The organism is Chitinophaga sancti (genome assembly GCF_034424315.1).
In the GTDB taxonomy this organism is placed as follows: Bacteria; Bacteroidota; Bacteroidia; order Chitinophagales; family Chitinophagaceae; genus Chitinophaga; species Chitinophaga sancti.
On sequence record NZ_CP139972.1, the window covers coordinates 1,914,901 to 1,930,148 of the forward strand.

18 protein-coding genes are annotated in these 15,248 nt (G+C 43.4%); 13 read left to right on the forward strand and 5 right to left on the reverse strand.

The genetic code is table 11. The features are described from left to right. Window positions 1-234: 234 nt before the first annotated feature. The 3 genes from U0033_RS07290 (at window position 235) to U0033_RS07300 (ending at window position 4,946) form a co-directional block, all read left to right on the forward strand. On the forward strand, window positions 235-2,358 hold the full coding sequence (locus U0033_RS07290) for a hypothetical protein (protein ID WP_072362464.1): 2,124 nt from the start codon (window positions 235-237) through the stop codon (window positions 2,356-2,358). A 207-nt stretch (window positions 2,359-2,565) separates the two neighbouring features. Next, window positions 2,566-3,378, forward strand: coding sequence for an MBL fold metallo-hydrolase (locus tag U0033_RS07295; RefSeq protein ID WP_072362463.1), 813 nt, complete (start codon window positions 2,566-2,568; stop codon window positions 3,376-3,378). 278 nt (window positions 3,379-3,656) lie between these two features. Beyond that, a complete protein-coding gene (locus U0033_RS07300) occupies window positions 3,657-4,946 on the forward strand; it encodes an acetyl-CoA hydrolase/transferase family protein (protein WP_072362462.1) in 1,290 nt (429 codons plus the stop codon). Between the two features lie 278 nt (window positions 4,947-5,224). Here the strand turns inward: U0033_RS07300 and U0033_RS07305 are convergent, their stop codons facing one another. The 4 genes from U0033_RS07305 to U0033_RS07320 form a co-directional block, all read right to left on the reverse strand. Continuing rightward, window positions 5,225-5,593: a winged helix-turn-helix transcriptional regulator gene (locus tag U0033_RS07305; protein ID WP_072362461.1), complete on the reverse strand. Its 369-nt coding sequence runs from the start codon at window positions 5,591-5,593 to the stop codon at window positions 5,225-5,227. 117 nt (window positions 5,594-5,710) lie between these two features. After that, window positions 5,711-6,832 (reverse strand): TlpA disulfide reductase family protein, encoded by a 1,122-nt coding sequence (locus U0033_RS07310; RefSeq protein WP_072362460.1) that lies wholly within the window; start codon window positions 6,830-6,832, stop codon window positions 5,711-5,713. A 153-nt stretch (window positions 6,833-6,985) separates the two neighbouring features. Beyond that, the gene (locus tag U0033_RS07315; RefSeq protein ID WP_072362459.1) at window positions 6,986-7,762 is read right to left on the reverse strand and encodes a hypothetical protein; all 777 of its coding nucleotides are present in this window, start codon (window positions 7,760-7,762) and stop codon (window positions 6,986-6,988) included. Between the two features lie 252 nt (window positions 7,763-8,014). Continuing rightward, window positions 8,015-8,218, reverse strand: coding sequence for a hypothetical protein (locus tag U0033_RS07320; RefSeq protein ID WP_072362458.1), 204 nt, complete (start codon window positions 8,216-8,218; stop codon window positions 8,015-8,017). 132 nt (window positions 8,219-8,350) lie between these two features. On the opposite strand from U0033_RS07320, the gene U0033_RS07325 reads away from it, so the two are divergent. Beyond that, window positions 8,351-8,737, forward strand: coding sequence for a DNA glycosylase AlkZ-like family protein (locus U0033_RS07325; RefSeq protein WP_072362457.1), 387 nt, complete (start codon window positions 8,351-8,353; stop codon window positions 8,735-8,737). Between the two features lie 220 nt (window positions 8,738-8,957). After that, window positions 8,958-10,268 (forward strand): site-specific integrase, encoded by a 1,311-nt coding sequence (locus U0033_RS07330; RefSeq protein ID WP_072362456.1) that lies wholly within the window; start codon window positions 8,958-8,960, stop codon window positions 10,266-10,268. An 85-nt stretch (window positions 10,269-10,353) separates the two neighbouring features. On the opposite strand, the gene U0033_RS07335 is transcribed toward U0033_RS07330, so the two are convergent. Then, window positions 10,354-10,482: a hypothetical protein gene (locus tag U0033_RS07335; protein ID WP_262487769.1), complete on the reverse strand. Its 129-nt coding sequence runs from the start codon at window positions 10,480-10,482 to the stop codon at window positions 10,354-10,356. A gap of 355 nt (window positions 10,483-10,837) precedes the next feature. On the opposite strand from U0033_RS07335, the gene U0033_RS07340 reads away from it, so the two are divergent. The 8 genes from U0033_RS07340 to U0033_RS07375 are packed head-to-tail and all read left to right on the forward strand — an operon-like array spanning window position 10,838 to window position 15,245. Further along, on the forward strand, window positions 10,838-11,230 hold the full coding sequence (locus U0033_RS07340; protein WP_072362523.1) for a single-stranded DNA-binding protein: 393 nt from the start codon (window positions 10,838-10,840) through the stop codon (window positions 11,228-11,230). Between the two features lie 44 nt (window positions 11,231-11,274). After that, complete coding sequence (locus U0033_RS07345) at window positions 11,275-12,348, forward strand: DUF932 domain-containing protein (RefSeq protein WP_072362455.1); 1,074 nt, start codon at window positions 11,275-11,277, stop codon at window positions 12,346-12,348. Between the two features lie 53 nt (window positions 12,349-12,401). Next, on the forward strand, window positions 12,402-12,608 hold the full coding sequence (locus tag U0033_RS07350) for a DNA-binding protein (RefSeq protein ID WP_072362454.1): 207 nt from the start codon (window positions 12,402-12,404) through the stop codon (window positions 12,606-12,608). Between the two features lie 10 nt (window positions 12,609-12,618). Continuing rightward, window positions 12,619-12,813 (forward strand): hypothetical protein, encoded by a 195-nt coding sequence (locus U0033_RS07355; protein ID WP_072362453.1) that lies wholly within the window; start codon window positions 12,619-12,621, stop codon window positions 12,811-12,813. A gap of 12 nt (window positions 12,814-12,825) precedes the next feature. Then, window positions 12,826-13,440, forward strand: coding sequence for a PRTRC system protein E (locus U0033_RS07360; RefSeq protein WP_072362452.1), 615 nt, complete (start codon window positions 12,826-12,828; stop codon window positions 13,438-13,440). Window positions 13,441-13,494: 54 nt separating this feature from the next. Beyond that, on the forward strand, window positions 13,495-13,686 hold the full coding sequence (locus U0033_RS07365; protein WP_245801789.1) for a PRTRC system protein C: 192 nt from the start codon (window positions 13,495-13,497) through the stop codon (window positions 13,684-13,686). 18 nt (window positions 13,687-13,704) lie between these two features. Then, entirely contained in the window at window positions 13,705-14,880 is a 1,176-nt protein-coding gene (locus U0033_RS07370; RefSeq protein WP_072362450.1) for a hypothetical protein, read from the forward strand. Continuing rightward, window positions 14,877-15,245, forward strand: coding sequence for a prokaryotic E2 ligase family D protein (locus tag U0033_RS07375; RefSeq protein ID WP_245801788.1), 369 nt, complete (start codon window positions 14,877-14,879; stop codon window positions 15,243-15,245). The genes U0033_RS07370 and U0033_RS07375 overlap by 4 nt, the downstream gene beginning before the upstream one ends. Window positions 15,246-15,248: the final 3 nt, after the last annotated feature.

The window sequence follows — 15,248 nt, forward strand, 5'->3', positions numbered from 1 at the left end:
ACGGATGACCCGCTCCTGCCTTGTGTGGGAGTGGGTTCGTCTGAAGATCGTAGTTCACGTTATTTCAGCCTCCATTTACGGCATGTGTGTTTAGTGTTCAATCAGGATAACCCACTTCTGCTTCGCGCAGGAGTGGGTTATTATCCAAATTCATTTTAAAAATTCAGGTCTCAATTTTCTTGTTTCATTACAAGTTTGAATATTCTTTTTAATTACAAGTCTCAACTTTCCTTTATGAAGAAACCATTGCTCCTCATGTCCTGCCTTTGCTTATCCATATTTGCAAATGCGCAGAAAGGAGAAAAAACAGCCTTTCAGACCGGTAGTCCGTGGCGGCCTGAAATAGACGTAAGATCGGACATAGCCATTGTATATGGCGCAGGTGACAGGCATGATATGACCTTTGAACAAAGGGTAAAGTCATGGCGCGACCACGGATATAATGTTCAGTTTATGACCGGCATTGCCTGGGGCTCCTACGACGATTATTTCCTGGGTAAATGGGATGGAAAGAACCATCTTGGCATTGGCCAGGTAATGCAGAATGGAGATACCATCTGGCATGGGCATAATATCCCCTATGTAGTACCGGAAGCCACCTTTATCGACTATATGAAACGCGGGGTCGTGAAGAAAGTCATTGATGCTGGTATTACAGCCATTTACCTGGAAGAGCCGGAATTCTGGGCCCGTGCAGGTTATGGTCAGGTATTCAAAGATGAATGGCAAAGTTATTATGGCTTTCCATGGCGGCCGCAACATGAGTCACCGGAGAATACTTATTTGTCCAGCAAACTGAAGTATCATTTATACTACAATGCAATTAAAGAAGTATCTTCTTACGCGAAAGCCTATGGGAAAACCAAGGGCCTGGATGTAAAAGTATTTATCCCAACGCATTCCCTGGTAAACTATTCTTCCTGGCAGATCGTAAGCCCTGAAGCAAGCCTGGCCTCCCTTCCTGGTATTGACGGTTATATTGCACAGGTATGGACAGGTACTTCCCGTGAGCCGACATACTTTGACGGATTGAAGAAAGAGCGTGTATTTGAAAATGCTTTCCTGGAATACGGTTCCGTTATTTCAATGACGGCGCCTACCAACAGGAAGGTATTCCTGCTCACCGATCCGATCGAAGACTGGCCGCGTGACTGGAGTGATTACAAACGTAATTACCAGGCTACGTTTACCGCCAAGATCCTTTATCCGATGGTGGCGGACTATGAAGTGATGCCATGGCCGGAAAGGATCTATACAAGCCCATATAGGGTGGCAAATAGTGATAGTATGGTATTGATACCAAAATACTATTCCACACAAATGCAGGTGATGGTAAATGCGCTGAATGATATGCCACGTTCTGCCAATAAGGTTACAGGTGTAAACGGAATCGGGGTATTGATGGGGAATTCACTGATGTTCCAGCGTTTCCCAACACATAATGGCTACGATGATCCGCAGTTCTCTAACTTCTATGGCCAGACATTGCCACTGTTGAAATTAGGCATCCCTGTGCAGACCGTACATATGGAAAACCTGTCCTTTGCAGCGTCATTGAAAGATATCAGGGTGCTGGTGATGAGTTATTCCAATATGAAACCAATGTCTGCAGACGTACATAAGTACCTTGCAGAATGGGTGAAGAAGGGCGGTATACTGGTGTATTGTTCAAAGGACGACGATCCGTATCAATCCGTGATGGAGTGGTGGAATACCAAGGGGATGCAGTATAAAACTGCTTCTGCCCACTTGTTCAGTTTACTGGGTGTGAAAGCAGATGCCGGGAAATACAATATAGGCAAAGGCAAGGTGTTCATCATCAAAGAAGACCCTAAGAATTTTGTGTTACAGGCAAATGGGGCAGCGCAATATGTAGCTACGGTGAAAGAAGCCTTTGGCGGTAAACTGGAGGTGAAGAACAACCTGTACCTGGAAAGAGGGCCTTATGACATTGTAGCTGTGATGGATGAAGTGGCGGATAAAAGCCCTTACAGGATCAAAGGGCCGGTAGTAGATCTGTTTGATCCTACCTTGCCGGTGCTGGATGAGAAGGTGGTAGAACCGGGTTCACAAGCATTCCTGTATAACATCAACAGGATAAAAGATAAGACAAAGCCGAAGGTATTAGCGACAGCTGCAAGGGTGTATGAAGAGAAGGTGACGGCGAATGGCTATAGTTTTATGGCGAAGAGCCCGGCGAAAACGATCAATGCGATGCGGGTGTTGTTGCCGGCGAAGCCTAAATCAGTAGTAGCAGCGGATAAGAAATTGTCACAGTCATGGGATGAAAAGTCACATACCCTTTATTTGGGATTTGATAATAGTCCGGATGGCGTGAAGGTAGATATTAATTGGTAGGTTCATAAAGCTCATGTATTGAGAGATGGTCCCGCCAAGAACCCGCTCCACAAAGGGTGTCTCATTTGAGACACCCTTATTTTTTTTACCCCTTATTAAACGCTTCTCATCGCATCACTGCCTTGTGTTCCCAATAATATTGAAGGTTAAAACCCTGTCAAATAAAAACTAACTTTTTTAGCAATTAATTATTTACATTGCAACTTCATGTCACTTTACATCACATCACTTAATTCCGGTAGCAATGGAAATTGCTATTACATAGGCAACGACCACGAAGCCATCATGGTGGACGCCGGCCTCTCCTGCCGGGAAACAGAGCGGCGGATGCATCGCCTGGGATTAAGCATGCAAAAAGTAAAGGCACTTTTTATCTCCCACGAACATACGGATCATATCAAAGGGATTACGATCCTTTCAAAGAAATACAATCTCCCGGTATACATCACCCCTGCTACCCAACGAAGCGGCAATCTCCCCCTCGCTGAGCAGCAGGCCATCCCCTTCCTCCCCTATACGCCGGTTCAGATCGGTGGCCTTAGTATTACGGCATTCCCTAAATTTCATGATGCGGTGGAGCCCCATTCCTTTATTATATCTGGCAACGAGGTTAATATCGGGGTATTCACGGATATAGGAGCCCCCTGCGAACACCTAATCAGGCATTTCCAGATTTGCCATGCGGCATTCCTGGAAGCCAACTATGATGAAGTGATGCTGGAAAATGGCAGTTATCCCTTTCATTTAAAGCGAAGGATCCGGGGAGGGCATGGGCATTTGTCCAATAAACAGGCTTTGGAGCTGTTTAAAGCGCATAGGCCGCCGTATATGACCCATTTGTTCCTTTCTCACTTAAGTAAGGATAATAACGATCCTGATGTGGTGCTGGAGCTGTTCCGGCCACATGCAGGGGATACACATGTAGCAGTGGCATCGAGGTACCAGGAGACGCCGGTATATAATATATCTAATAACGGGAAGTTGGGGCCGGTGAGGTATACGCAGTTGAGTATCTTCTAGTTAGGCAATCAGGAACTTAAAATGAATAACTTATTAAATTAAATAAAACCCATTGATCCCAACGTTATCTTAAAAACAAATAAGCGCTTCCCTGCCTCCGCACACACATTTCCCCCTCACCCATTATCCCCCCAAAACCACCGCCACAGCCATCCTTCCCGATCCGCTCACCAAAATTCCCCGATCCGCTGATAACAAATACTAACCTTACTGACCCTCATCAGCATTTAAAAACCCATCTGCCGGTAATTTTGATCCATCAAAGTCAATGAAACGATATGTTTAAGTATATCCCGGCATCAGAAGCTGTAAAGTGTGTGACTTCAGGTAACCGCGTTTTTATCCATGGATCCGCCGGAACGCCAATGCACCTTTTAAGGGCCCTTCAAGAAAGGCACGAAGAATTGGAAAATGTTGAATTAAATAGCATTACGACCTTAGGTAAAGTAGACTTCGACAATCCAATATATAGGAAGAGCTTTTTTGTTAAGTGCCTTTTCACATCAGCTGCCACCCGCAAAGTTGTTAATAGTGAACATGGAGACTACGTTCCTATTTTCCTGAGCCAGATTCCTCAGTTGTTCAGAAAGAACATTCTGCCTCCGGACGTCGCATTAATTTCAGTTTCACCTCCAGACCAGCATGGCTATTGTTCACTGGGAACTTCAGTAGACATCGCCCGCGCTGCAACGGAAGTAGCAAAATATATCGTGGCACAGGTAAATCCTAAAATGCCACGTACCCATGGAGAGGGTTTCATCCACGTATCTCGCTTCCACGCTGCTGTATGGCACGAAGAAGAATTACCGGTACTGGACTACTCCTCAGATGCCACCGAAGTAACCGCTAAGATTGGCCACAACATCGCTACCCTGGTAGAAGATGGTTCCACCCTTCAGTTAGGTATTGGTAGCATTCCTGATTATGTGTTAAAGAACCTGACAAACCACAAGAACCTGGGCTTACACACAGAAATGATGTCTGACGGTGTAATTCCTCTGATCGAAAGTGGTGTGATCAACAATAGCCTGAAGAAAGTGAATGTAGGCAGAAATGTCACCTCTTTCATGGCAGGTACACGCAAACTGTATGATTTTGTAAACGATAACCCTAGCGTAAGAGTGCTGGCTATCGACTATGTAAATGATACAGCCGTGATCCGTCAGAATCCTAAAGCCATGGCTATCAACAGTGCCATCGAAGTGGACCTTACCGGTCAGGTGTGTGCAGATAGTATTGGTACTTATCAATACTCAGGTATTGGTGGTCAGATGGACTTCATGAGAGGTGCATCCTTATCAGAAGGTGGTAAGCCAATTATTGCGCTGCCATCCGTGACAAACAAAGGTATCTCACGTATCACGCCGTTCCTGAAAGAAGGTGCTGGTGTGGTGACTACCAGAGGTCACATTCACTGGGTAGTTACAGAATATGGTATCACTAACCTGTTCGGTAAAGGCCTGAAAGAAAGAGGCAAGGCATTAATCGAAATTGCTCACCCTGATCATAGGGAGACTTTAGAGAGAGCCTGGTTCGAAAGATTTGCGAAAAAATCAGCTGTAATATAAGATATTAAAGATAACACTGGTTACAAGGAAGGTCCATTGTGCGCGATTTGCAACGGGCATTCTGTCATCCCGGAATGCCCTTCTTCTGACCTTCCTTTCTTCTTTTATTTTGCTGGTAGGTTTTTATTTTGGTTGCTTTCATTCAAATAACGCAGAACTTGGCTGTATAGCTGGGTTTTGCTTTATTGTTTTATGGAGGTATGCTTCCCTTTAAAGAAAATACATTCTCATTAGGCTCCGCCTTTACTTCAAATATAGTGTTGCCGCTGGCGGCTAACTTAAATAATCACCTGCTGCATGATCCGCTTTCGATGCGTCCGTCCCCACTTCGCCATTTCCGAAATGATACTTTGCAGCGTCGCCCCATAATCCGTCAACTCATACTCCACCGTTACCGGCTTCGTATCATGCACGGTCCGCTTCACCAGCTCATTCATCTCTAACTCCCTCAACTCTTTAGACAGCATCTTTGACCCTATCCCTTCTACCTCCCGTTGCAATTCCATAAACCGGCGCTTACCAAAACCCAGCGATCCAATAATGGAGATCTTCCACTTCCCGTTCAATACATCCAGGGTATCATGTATGGCCCTTAAATGTCCCTGACATTCTTCCGACCTTTCCTGCGAATGAATTTTCTTACTCATAACAGCTTTCAGTACCATCAAAAGTACAGGATGTCAGAATAATTTCAAAAAAACCACCCGAATGGCTGGTATCCGTCTGAATTTCGTATTCACCCAAAACTACCTGAATCCCCATCCCTAATGTACCACCTCACACAACTTCGTCTCCAACTCCTTCATACTCATATCCCTCCCAATAATCACCCCTTTGGGATCCAGCAAAAAATTATTCGGCATACTCCTGATCCCATATTCCCTCGCCAGGTGCCCATGGATCCACTCCAGGTCAGACACCTGTTTCCAGGGCAATCCATACCAGGCAACCATATCCTTCCACCTCGCTCTATCCTCACCAATAAATACCCCCAGCACATCAAACCCCTTCTTCCTGTAACACTTATACAGCCTCAAAACCTCCAGGTTCTCCTCCTTGGTATAACTCACCCAGTAAAATACCAGCAAATACTTTCCTTTATAATCTGCCAGTCGCACCGTATCCCCCTTCAAATCTATCTGCTCAAAATCCCGAAATACCTGCCCCACAGCTCCTCTCCGCAACACCGCCAATTTCTCTTCCAATCGTTGTCCCGCAGGCGTCGCCACAATCTCCGGTGTCAACAGTTTATTCAAACTATCCAGGTACGCCGGATCTCCATCATATGCTAACTCCTTAATGATACCCACACTCACAATACTACCCGGATGACTGGCAATAAACTGCTCTGTTTTCAACTTCTTCAGCGCCATGACCGAATCATATTGCGGTTCTATCTCCTTTAGCAAATTGGTATCACGTACCTTAGACAACACCCCTCCAAGATACAATTCCTTCTTCCAGATTTCCATCATAATGCTCCTGAGTGCTTCAAATTCCTGCTGGGCTACAGATCCGCTAATCCGCAGGTTCGCCAGGGAATCAGCACGCCCCAGGATCTCAATGTCCGTTTTTCCGGTAAATAAAGTGACCGTATGGGAACTGATTTTCAGCACCAGGTGCTGGGGCCCGTTATACGCCTGGATCCAACTGAAAGAACCGTTTTTTACAGGTACATACTTATAATCGTCATTATTAAAATCATAGGTTTCATAACTATCGAAAGTATGATAGCTATCCTCTTTGGGAATGGCGATAAAAAGAATGGAATCTTTTAAGCCTTCAATGTGTCCACTGATGCTGATTTGCTGAGGCGACTGCTTACAGGCCGATGCGAATAGCAAAATAGCCACCAGCAAGGAAAGTGGTAAATAACGGGGAGGCATAATGGGAGTTTTAAGTAATTCAAACCAGCACTTATTCCATAAACTGGCATTTATAATTGATAATCAATACATAAGTAGTAATTATGAAATTAGTTCTAATAAGACTGCTATTTCAATTTCAGGTTTCAAAACAAAGTCCAACAAACAATACTATTATCCCTCCAATTCCTCAATCATCTCAGCATCCACTTCCAGCTGCAAATAAGTAATATTAATATTCAGGATCTCCTTTGCTGGTATCACAATCACATCGCCCGGCAAACTAATGGCAACGCCTGGCTCATTCGAATAAGAACTCGTTCTGCCACTCTCCCCCAATGGCTGTTCTGTGAGCGACTGCTTTCTCAAATCCCGCCTTGTCACCTGGGTTAAAACAATATAATCCAGTTCTGTAGACTTAGTCTGAAAATAATAATTTTCCAGGTACCCTGTATAAATCAGGGTAGATTCTTTTGATCCCGTCACTACATTTAACAGGATCATATCAAAATTCAGGGTCGCATACTTCCCATCGAACAATTCATACCATTCATTCCCCGCTCCCAATAAGGCTACTATCTTCTCACTCAGTCGCTTATTTTTCACAATCCACGCACTCACCACAAAGGCGGCCGCAAAGGCAAACAACACATAGCCAAGGAAGCAAATGACATCCCAGCCCATGGTTCTGTTATTAATATGAAAATCCCGGTTGGAATAAATGATATTCAACATCAGGTCAAACTTGACCGTCACCCCCAAAGAAAAGAGGATAGGTAATAAAACCAGGTGCGTACAAATGGGAACGAGAATAAACAGCCAGATAGTGTCAGTAATGGACAATGCCCCCAGCAACTCCTTCAGTTGACGATGGTTGTTGAGTGCTAAACGAAATGAAATGGCAGGAATGAATAATAAGGTGATGAGGAAAGCGCCTATAGCAATGTTCATGGATCAATTGGAGATTGAATCAGCAGCGCGGGATCGGGTTGACACTGTTATAAAAATATGGTTCGATGGGTGGAATGCCCGCTAAAATGAAAGATCAATGGAGTGCATGAAAGTGTAGATCTTTTCGGATTTAAACTTTTCAGAATTTTCCTCTCCAGGATTTAAACCTTTCAGGCATTAACCATTTCAGATGTTATACCTTTCAAAATTTAAAACATCCAGGATTTAAAACTGAAAAATCGCCGGCCTCACCTACTCCGGTTGCGAAATCCCTGCACTCCGCACAGCAGCTGTGAACTCAACAGGCTTATTACTCCTGCTCAGCACTACCTTAAACTGCACCTTCTCCCCATTAGAGATACGGTCGCGGTTGTTAAACACAGCTTCTGACAAAGCAGCCGCTGCTTTACTGTTCTTTAGGAACGCTTTTCCCAGTTTACTGATCTTTGCACGCATACAAATTCGAATGATTCTATACAAATATAAGGAAAATTTGCCGGCCACTGTTCAAACTCACACAAACGCCTCAATATCAATCTATTGACTTGTAAACCCTGGCAAATTCAAAATACCCCCTATCTTTATCCGATGACCACAAAAAATCTGCTGCAGCAAAGGCTCCTTTCGCAACAACTAGCCATTCCGCAATTTGATACACCCACCTCCCTGGTAAAACACATGGGGGCAATTCAGGCACAGGATTATGATATGTCCAAATGGGCGGTGGGTCAGCGTGTATCCAATTGTCATTCATCTACCGTGGAAGCAGCGATCAATGATGGTCACATTATTCGCACACATGTACTTCGTCCTACATGGCATCTCGTACATCCGGAAGACCTCCGCTGGATGGCGGATCTCACAGCACCTTATGTCAAAAAAGGAATTGCGCATTATGATAAAAAACTGGAACTGGATGATGCATTTTTTAAGAAAAAAAGATTAGATGGAAGCAAAAATAGGCAAATCGGTTAAAACCGTTGCTATACAAGGCTTTATAAAATAGTGGTCTTGGTTTGGAACTCGGTGTCTGGTAGGTTTTGGGCTTAAAATGACAAGGTTAGGTTACTAATTCATTACCGACTAAGAGTGGTAATAGTTTAGCTTAACTGATTATATTTCAGTCTTTTGCACCCCTTTCTCCCTTTCCTTGTAACTCAATGTAATTTAATTTTAAACGTTAAACATTTGAGTTATGGAGACAGTAAAAAGATCCACCTTCAAGTTGTTATTTTACTTGAAGAAAAACGAACCGAAAAAGAACGGCAATGTACCTGTGATGGGACGGATTACCATTGACGGAACCCCTAAAACTTTTGGAACTAAACTGGAAATTGATCCCAATAGCTGGGATTTAAAACACGGGCGTGTATTAGGCAAGAGCAGCATAGCCGTAAGTACCAACCAAAAATTGGATCAAGTCCGCGTACGCATCAATAAGATTTATGATGATATGCTGAAAGATGAAGGTTTCGCAACGTCACAGAAAGTAAAACTTTCATTTTTGGGAGTTGGTGTTATGGAAGATGCTATTCTCAAAGTATTCAGGGAACAAAATGAAGACTTTCAAAAAATGGTTAGCAAAGGCAAACGTTCTCAAAATACTTATAACAAGTACAAGACCGTTTATAGCCACCTTAGTACATTTATTAGAGAACGCTATCATCGGGATGATATGGCCTTTAGGGAACTAACCCCGGATTTTATCAGAGAATTTGACTTCTTTCTACGCATCGATCAGGAATGTACCCACAATACTGTTTGGGTTTACACGATGCCAGTTATTGCCCTTGCAGATCTTGCCATCAAAAAAGGACTAATACGTCAAAATCCTTTTGAGGATTATGAAATAAGCATGGAAGAAACGGACCGCAGCTATCTTCTTAAGGAAGGAGTTGAAAAGTTGATGTTTCTAAAACCTTCGGATGCAAAGTTTGAGCTTGTACAAGACCTCTTTATTTTCAGTTGTTTCACAGGGCTTTCCTTCATTGATATAAAAAAACTGAAAACGGGCAATATCCAATCATTCTTTGATGGTCACCAATGGATTATCAGCAGGCGAAAAAAATCGGATGTTGCCTCCAACGTTAGGCTAATGGAAATTCCTAAACGGCTGATAGAAAAATATCAAGGCATTACCCGCAATGAATTTTTATTTCCTGTCCCAACAAATGCAACCTGTAATAGCCATGTTAAAAAGCTGATTGGCGAAGCGGAGATTGTCACTGAACAGAAAGTAACTTTTCACACCGCAAGACATACTTTCGCTACTATGTTCTTAACAGAGGGCGTACCACTTGAAAGCCTCAGCAAAATGATGGGGCACAAAAACATTTCGACTACTCAGATTTATGCCAAGATTACCAGTCAAAAGATAAGTAAGGATATGGACCTGGTATCACCAAAATTTGCTGCTCTAGAAAACGCATTTGTTACTATGCAGCAAGGAGATTGTAGTGAAGATGGAGTTGCCATCGATGAACAGGAATTTGAACTTATCGACTGATTATTTTCCACCGTTCACATCAAAGCAGGATCGTTAATCCTGCTTTTTTTATGCCTATACAAAAAACACGACCCCTACTACTTCGCTACGTGGCACCCAGGCCACCTCTATAGAAAGCCAGGCACTTAAAAGTGCTTTTGAAATTCAGCCTCGAAGGCTGCATGCTTTCTAACCACATCCGGCCATTTCCCAATGCCATTTTCACTGCTTCCACACCTGTTTTTTATCCAAGAACCGGTATGCTGTTTTGTCCCGTTTCAAGAGCAAAGGTATGATCGTGTTCTTAACGCAACAGCAAGGTCATGCCCTCCGGGTTTGCAAAATAATCTCCACCCAGGGGTAGTATTTTTTTGACAAAACCTTGCTGCTGCTAAACACTAACCTTTTATGCTCGTGAAACGATACAAAGCATACTCCGGCTCTTTACACGAATAAAAAAAATGTCAGAAATGAAAATTATCAGCATTGGAAATGGAAAAAGTGAAACGAAAACAAGCACCTCCTCTCATTGCCGAATAAATCAAATCAAAAAAATCAGACAGGAATTTAACAACGTAAAAATCGAAATCATGAACATCACAGGAAGACTGACAAGGGATGCGGAAGTACGCACAACGTCACACGACAAACAGGTAGTAAACTTTTCAGTAGCGACCAACGACAGCTACCGTAACAAACAGGGTGAACGCATCGTGCAAACGACCTACTTCGACTGCTCCTACTGGATAACGCCAAACGTGGCAAGACTGCTAACAAAAGGCACTTTGGTAGAACTATCGGGCAGGGTAAGCACAAGGGCATGGACAGGCAGTGACGGGGAGCCGAAAGCAGGACTTAATTTCCATACCTCCAACATCAAACTACATGGAGGTAGCAGGAAAGCAGAAGGCGAACAGGCTACTGCACAAGCTGAGAACAACAGCTTTACAGTACAGGGAGAAAATGACGACCTCCCATTTTAACAACGAGTATTCAATCATTTTTCAACATCAAAATTTTAAGCGTTATGGCACATAATATCAATTTCAACGAGAAAACAGGACGTTATTCATTCTTTAGCGTACAACAAAAAGCGTGGCACAGTTTGGGGCAAATCGTAGAGCAATACCCGACAAGCGAAGAAGCTATCAAATTCGCAGGTTTAGATTACGAAGTCGTAAAATCCCCACTGTTTACCAAAGGTTCGGGCATCATCGAAACTTCGGATGGCATAGAGATAGGCAGTAGCGAATTGGAAGTACCTGACTATTTCGCCAACATACGCACCGATAACAATGCTGTATTGGGCGTAGTCGGTAAGGACTACCACATTGTACAGAACCGAGAAGCCTTTAATTTCTTTGATGCTATTGTAGGTGGTGGCGAGGGCATCCTGTACGAAACCGCAGGAGCATTGGGCAACGGGGAACGCATTTTTATCACAGCAAAACTTCCCGACTATATCCGAGTTGGCAATGGCGATGATGTAACAGAAAAGTACATCTTCCTAACCACTTCGCACGATGGTAGCGGAAGCATCACAGCCGCATTTACCCCCATTAGGATTGTATGCCAAAACACGCTGAATGCCTCATTACGCAGTATGACGAATGTAGTCCGTATCAAACACACTTCGGGAGCAAAACAGCGTATCGAGAACGCCCACAAGATTATGGGACTTGCCAATACCCTGAGCAACCAATTAGAGGGCATTTTCAACGAGTGGACTAAAGTAAAAGTGAACGACCGAGAAGTAAGAAAGCTAATCCAGTTGGCACTTTGCCCGAACAAGGAAACGCTTGACCTTATCAAAAAAGGTGCAGACGATGAAATTTCCACCGTGTTCAAAAACACCGTTGAGGACGCATTTGCATACGCTATGATAAGCGACACACAGCAAATGGACACCACCAAAGGCACATTGTTCGGAGCGTACAATGCTGTTACAGGCTACTATCAGAACGTAAGAAATTACAAGAACGATGAAGCCAAGTTACAGAGCATTGTATTGGGTGGTACTGCCCAACTCAAATCACAAAAAGCATTTGAACTGTGTACCGCATTTGCTTTGGACGGTGCGGAAATCTTAAACCTTAATTAAATAACAACAGGCTACCGCCTTAAACGGTGGTAGCCTATTATAAAACAAGTGTTATGAAAGCGGGAACCATAGAGGAAGCGAAAAAACTGGCTAAAGAAAAGAGCCTTGAAAAGAAGCATAAGGACGAGACTATACACATTATCTACTGCAATAGAACGAAGCATTTCTATATAGATACGGACGGTTTAATTCGCCTTTGGGAACTGTCATTCGGCTACTATGTAAATGGGGTTTATACCGCAGAAAAATCACACTCTTAACAGCGGAGCAATGTACATCACAGATTTAAACGGTTGCCTGATAGAAGTTACAGACCTTGACGAAGCCATCAAAATAACGGCAGATTACAAGGAATACAGGCACAAGGATAAAAGTTTCTCCGAGTTCGACAAAAGACAAAAAGTCTATTGGACGGATATGTACGAGAAACTGGAGGCAATCAAAGAACAAGTAACAACAAATTAAAATTTTAGAACGATGAACACCAATTTTTTTAATCAGATACAGCAGTTGGACTTTACAGGAGTATTGCAACTGAACATTTCAAAGGGAATAGAAAACAACCTTATTGTAACAGTACTGCTCAATAATGAACAATGCGGAGATAGTGCAAAAAATCTTATTCCCCCATTGACATTTAATGCCACGCCAAAAGAGTTTGACGAGGGATTTTTTGAGCAGATAACCACACCGATACAAAAGGTATCGGGCTTAATGGTGGATATGGAAGCCTTTATGAAGCAAATGGAAGTTGTCAAAATGCAATCGGCAATGGAGAAAGACAAAGCCGAAAAAGCGAAAAAGGAAAAAGAAGCCAAAGACAAGAAGTTTAAAGACGGAATGGCAAAGGCTGATGAACTGGAGAAAGAGGGCAAGTTCCGTGAAGCGTGGATGAAAGTTCCCGACATAACCGAGTTCCCCGAAAAAGCGGACGAGATACGCAAACGTAAAACGTCATTGTCCGACAAGTTTGGAACACCGAGCCTTTTCGGAGCAATGGAAGAAGCTACACCCGAACCGCAAGAGCCACCACAACAAGCGGAAGAACTTACTGCCGATTATCCCATTGATGAAATAGACGAGGAAGAATAAAAGTGTTAATCCGAAAATCGAAAAGTTATGTTATTAGCAACGCAATTAGAACGAGTGTTCATACTCAAAGATAAAGGACAGGACATCAGACTGACCGACCCCGAACCACGTTGGAGCGTGGAAGCTGTGATGAATTTTTACGCCAATCTGTACCCCATTCTAACGACCGCAAAAGTATCTGCACCGCAGATTAAGGATGATGCAGTAGAGTACAAATTTGAGAGCGTAATGGGTACGAAAGGTTAAATCAAAAATTATAAAACGATGAACTATGCAACGCAACATCATATCGGGCATTATCAGCCTACCCGAACAGAAAAGGCAACGGGCTTTGCACCGACAATTGGGCGAGTTCGCACGTTGGATGCAAAAACCAAAAGACGCAAGCCAGGTGCAGAAAGACAAACAGCAGTCCGTACCGATAGCAATGTTACCAATGGTATTCTAAAATGTACGTTCCTACCCAAACTGAAAACGGCACATTCCGTACAGGCCTGTAGAGAAACAACTAAAACGGAGAGGGATTTTTATAAGTCCCTCTCCAAACTTGCCGAGCATTACGGCATTGAACCAATGCAAACCAAAGATTTTGGCTTTCCCTATAATATAGCCCTGTCTATGTGGGATATGGAAACCAAAGTAAAACGTACCAATATAAATTGGGATGGTTTCAAATTGGTACAGGACAGTAAGAAAGCCTTTTTGACAAGCGAGGAACGGTACAATACAGGTACGACACTGTATTATGTTCCCATTGTGCCACTCTTTAAAATGCTCAAAGACCCGAAACGCAAAAAGACGGCACAGCTACTCCTATCGGTATGCAGTTACCTGTACCACATTGCCGACATTCCATATTACAGGCAGGAAGACAGCTACCTGTACTGGATGTATGAAATGCACAAAGATTGGGTAGAACAGGACGACGAAACGGATGCAACCGAAACGTATCTGAGCGAGTTGAGAAATGCCGAATATCTTGGCGACAGGATAGAACAGAAATTATTTAACCGCTCTAATCTGAAGTTCTTTGAACAGCGTTTGAGCCGATTTAAGAGCCTTGACACATTCGACAGGGAGTGCCATAAGGTGGCTCGTAATGCGTTCGCCCTTTACACAGAATATCCGACAGCAAGCGTTTTCAGAAACGCACCATTGCACGAGGAAGACCCATATAACGATGATTACGAAACCGAAGCAATCGGGATGCATAAGTATATCTCCTTTATTGCCGATACCAAAGGTTGGCTTTATGAAAGCCTTACAGAAAGCATCAACAACGAGTTTAACGAATATGCTGAAATGGAAGAACCGACCATTAGCAAATCTTTTGACGGAAGTAAAACGACAGCGACCAACCTCGATTTTGAGAACCGTCTGTTTGCGTTACTGGACGACCTCTGCACACAATTGTATGACTATAAAAGAACAGGAAAATGAACAGCGTAAATAACATAGCCGAAAGTTTCGGCACATTGTACCACCCAAAATCCGCATTGGTTTTTTATGAAACCGCAGGAACGGACACCAATATGTACGTGGAGCATTTTGATATGGACAGTAACGGAACGCCAGTAAATGCCCATCCTTTGACGGTAAAAGAAGCCAACGTATTAGCTAAGGCTTTACAGACCGATGAAGAAAAGAGCAAAGCCTTTTTAAAGCCGAAGGGCATTTTGCCAACAAATATTCTGCACATCAATCCGAGCGAAAAAGGTACGGTGCTATGGTACACCAAAGCACAGCAACGGCAACTGTACTTTGTGAATGGTTTGGGCATACCCAACGGAGTGGCACAAGTATAGCCA

Excerpts from the sequence above, each read along its gene's own strand:
- U0033_RS07290 (WP_072362464.1), top strand. The coding sequence starts at position 235 with ATGAAGAAACCATTGCTCCTCATGTCCTGCCTTTGCTTATCCATATTT.
- U0033_RS07295 (WP_072362463.1), top strand. The coding sequence starts at position 2,566 with ATGTCACTTTACATCACATCACTTAATTCCGGTAGCAATGGAAATTGC.
- U0033_RS07300 (WP_072362462.1), top strand. The coding sequence starts at position 3,657 with ATGTTTAAGTATATCCCGGCATCAGAAGCTGTAAAGTGTGTGACTTCA.
- U0033_RS07305 (WP_072362461.1), bottom strand. The coding sequence starts at position 5,593 with ATGAGTAAGAAAATTCATTCGCAGGAAAGGTCGGAAGAATGTCAGGGA.
- U0033_RS07310 (WP_072362460.1), bottom strand. The coding sequence starts at position 6,832 with ATGCCTCCCCGTTATTTACCACTTTCCTTGCTGGTGGCTATTTTGCTA.
- U0033_RS07315 (WP_072362459.1), bottom strand. The coding sequence starts at position 7,762 with ATGAACATTGCTATAGGCGCTTTCCTCATCACCTTATTATTCATTCCT.
- U0033_RS07320 (WP_072362458.1), bottom strand. The coding sequence starts at position 8,218 with ATGCGTGCAAAGATCAGTAAACTGGGAAAAGCGTTCCTAAAGAACAGT.
- U0033_RS07325 (WP_072362457.1), top strand. The coding sequence starts at position 8,351 with ATGACCACAAAAAATCTGCTGCAGCAAAGGCTCCTTTCGCAACAACTA.
- U0033_RS07330 (WP_072362456.1), top strand. The coding sequence starts at position 8,958 with ATGGAGACAGTAAAAAGATCCACCTTCAAGTTGTTATTTTACTTGAAG.
- U0033_RS07340 (WP_072362523.1), top strand. The coding sequence starts at position 10,838 with ATGAACATCACAGGAAGACTGACAAGGGATGCGGAAGTACGCACAACG.
- U0033_RS07345 (WP_072362455.1), top strand. The coding sequence starts at position 11,275 with ATGGCACATAATATCAATTTCAACGAGAAAACAGGACGTTATTCATTC.
- U0033_RS07350 (WP_072362454.1), top strand. The coding sequence starts at position 12,402 with ATGAAAGCGGGAACCATAGAGGAAGCGAAAAAACTGGCTAAAGAAAAG.
- U0033_RS07355 (WP_072362453.1), top strand. The coding sequence starts at position 12,619 with ATGTACATCACAGATTTAAACGGTTGCCTGATAGAAGTTACAGACCTT.
- U0033_RS07360 (WP_072362452.1), top strand. The coding sequence starts at position 12,826 with ATGAACACCAATTTTTTTAATCAGATACAGCAGTTGGACTTTACAGGA.
- U0033_RS07370 (WP_072362450.1), top strand. The coding sequence starts at position 13,705 with ATGAACTATGCAACGCAACATCATATCGGGCATTATCAGCCTACCCGA.
- U0033_RS07375 (WP_245801788.1), top strand. The coding sequence starts at position 14,877 with ATGAACAGCGTAAATAACATAGCCGAAAGTTTCGGCACATTGTACCAC.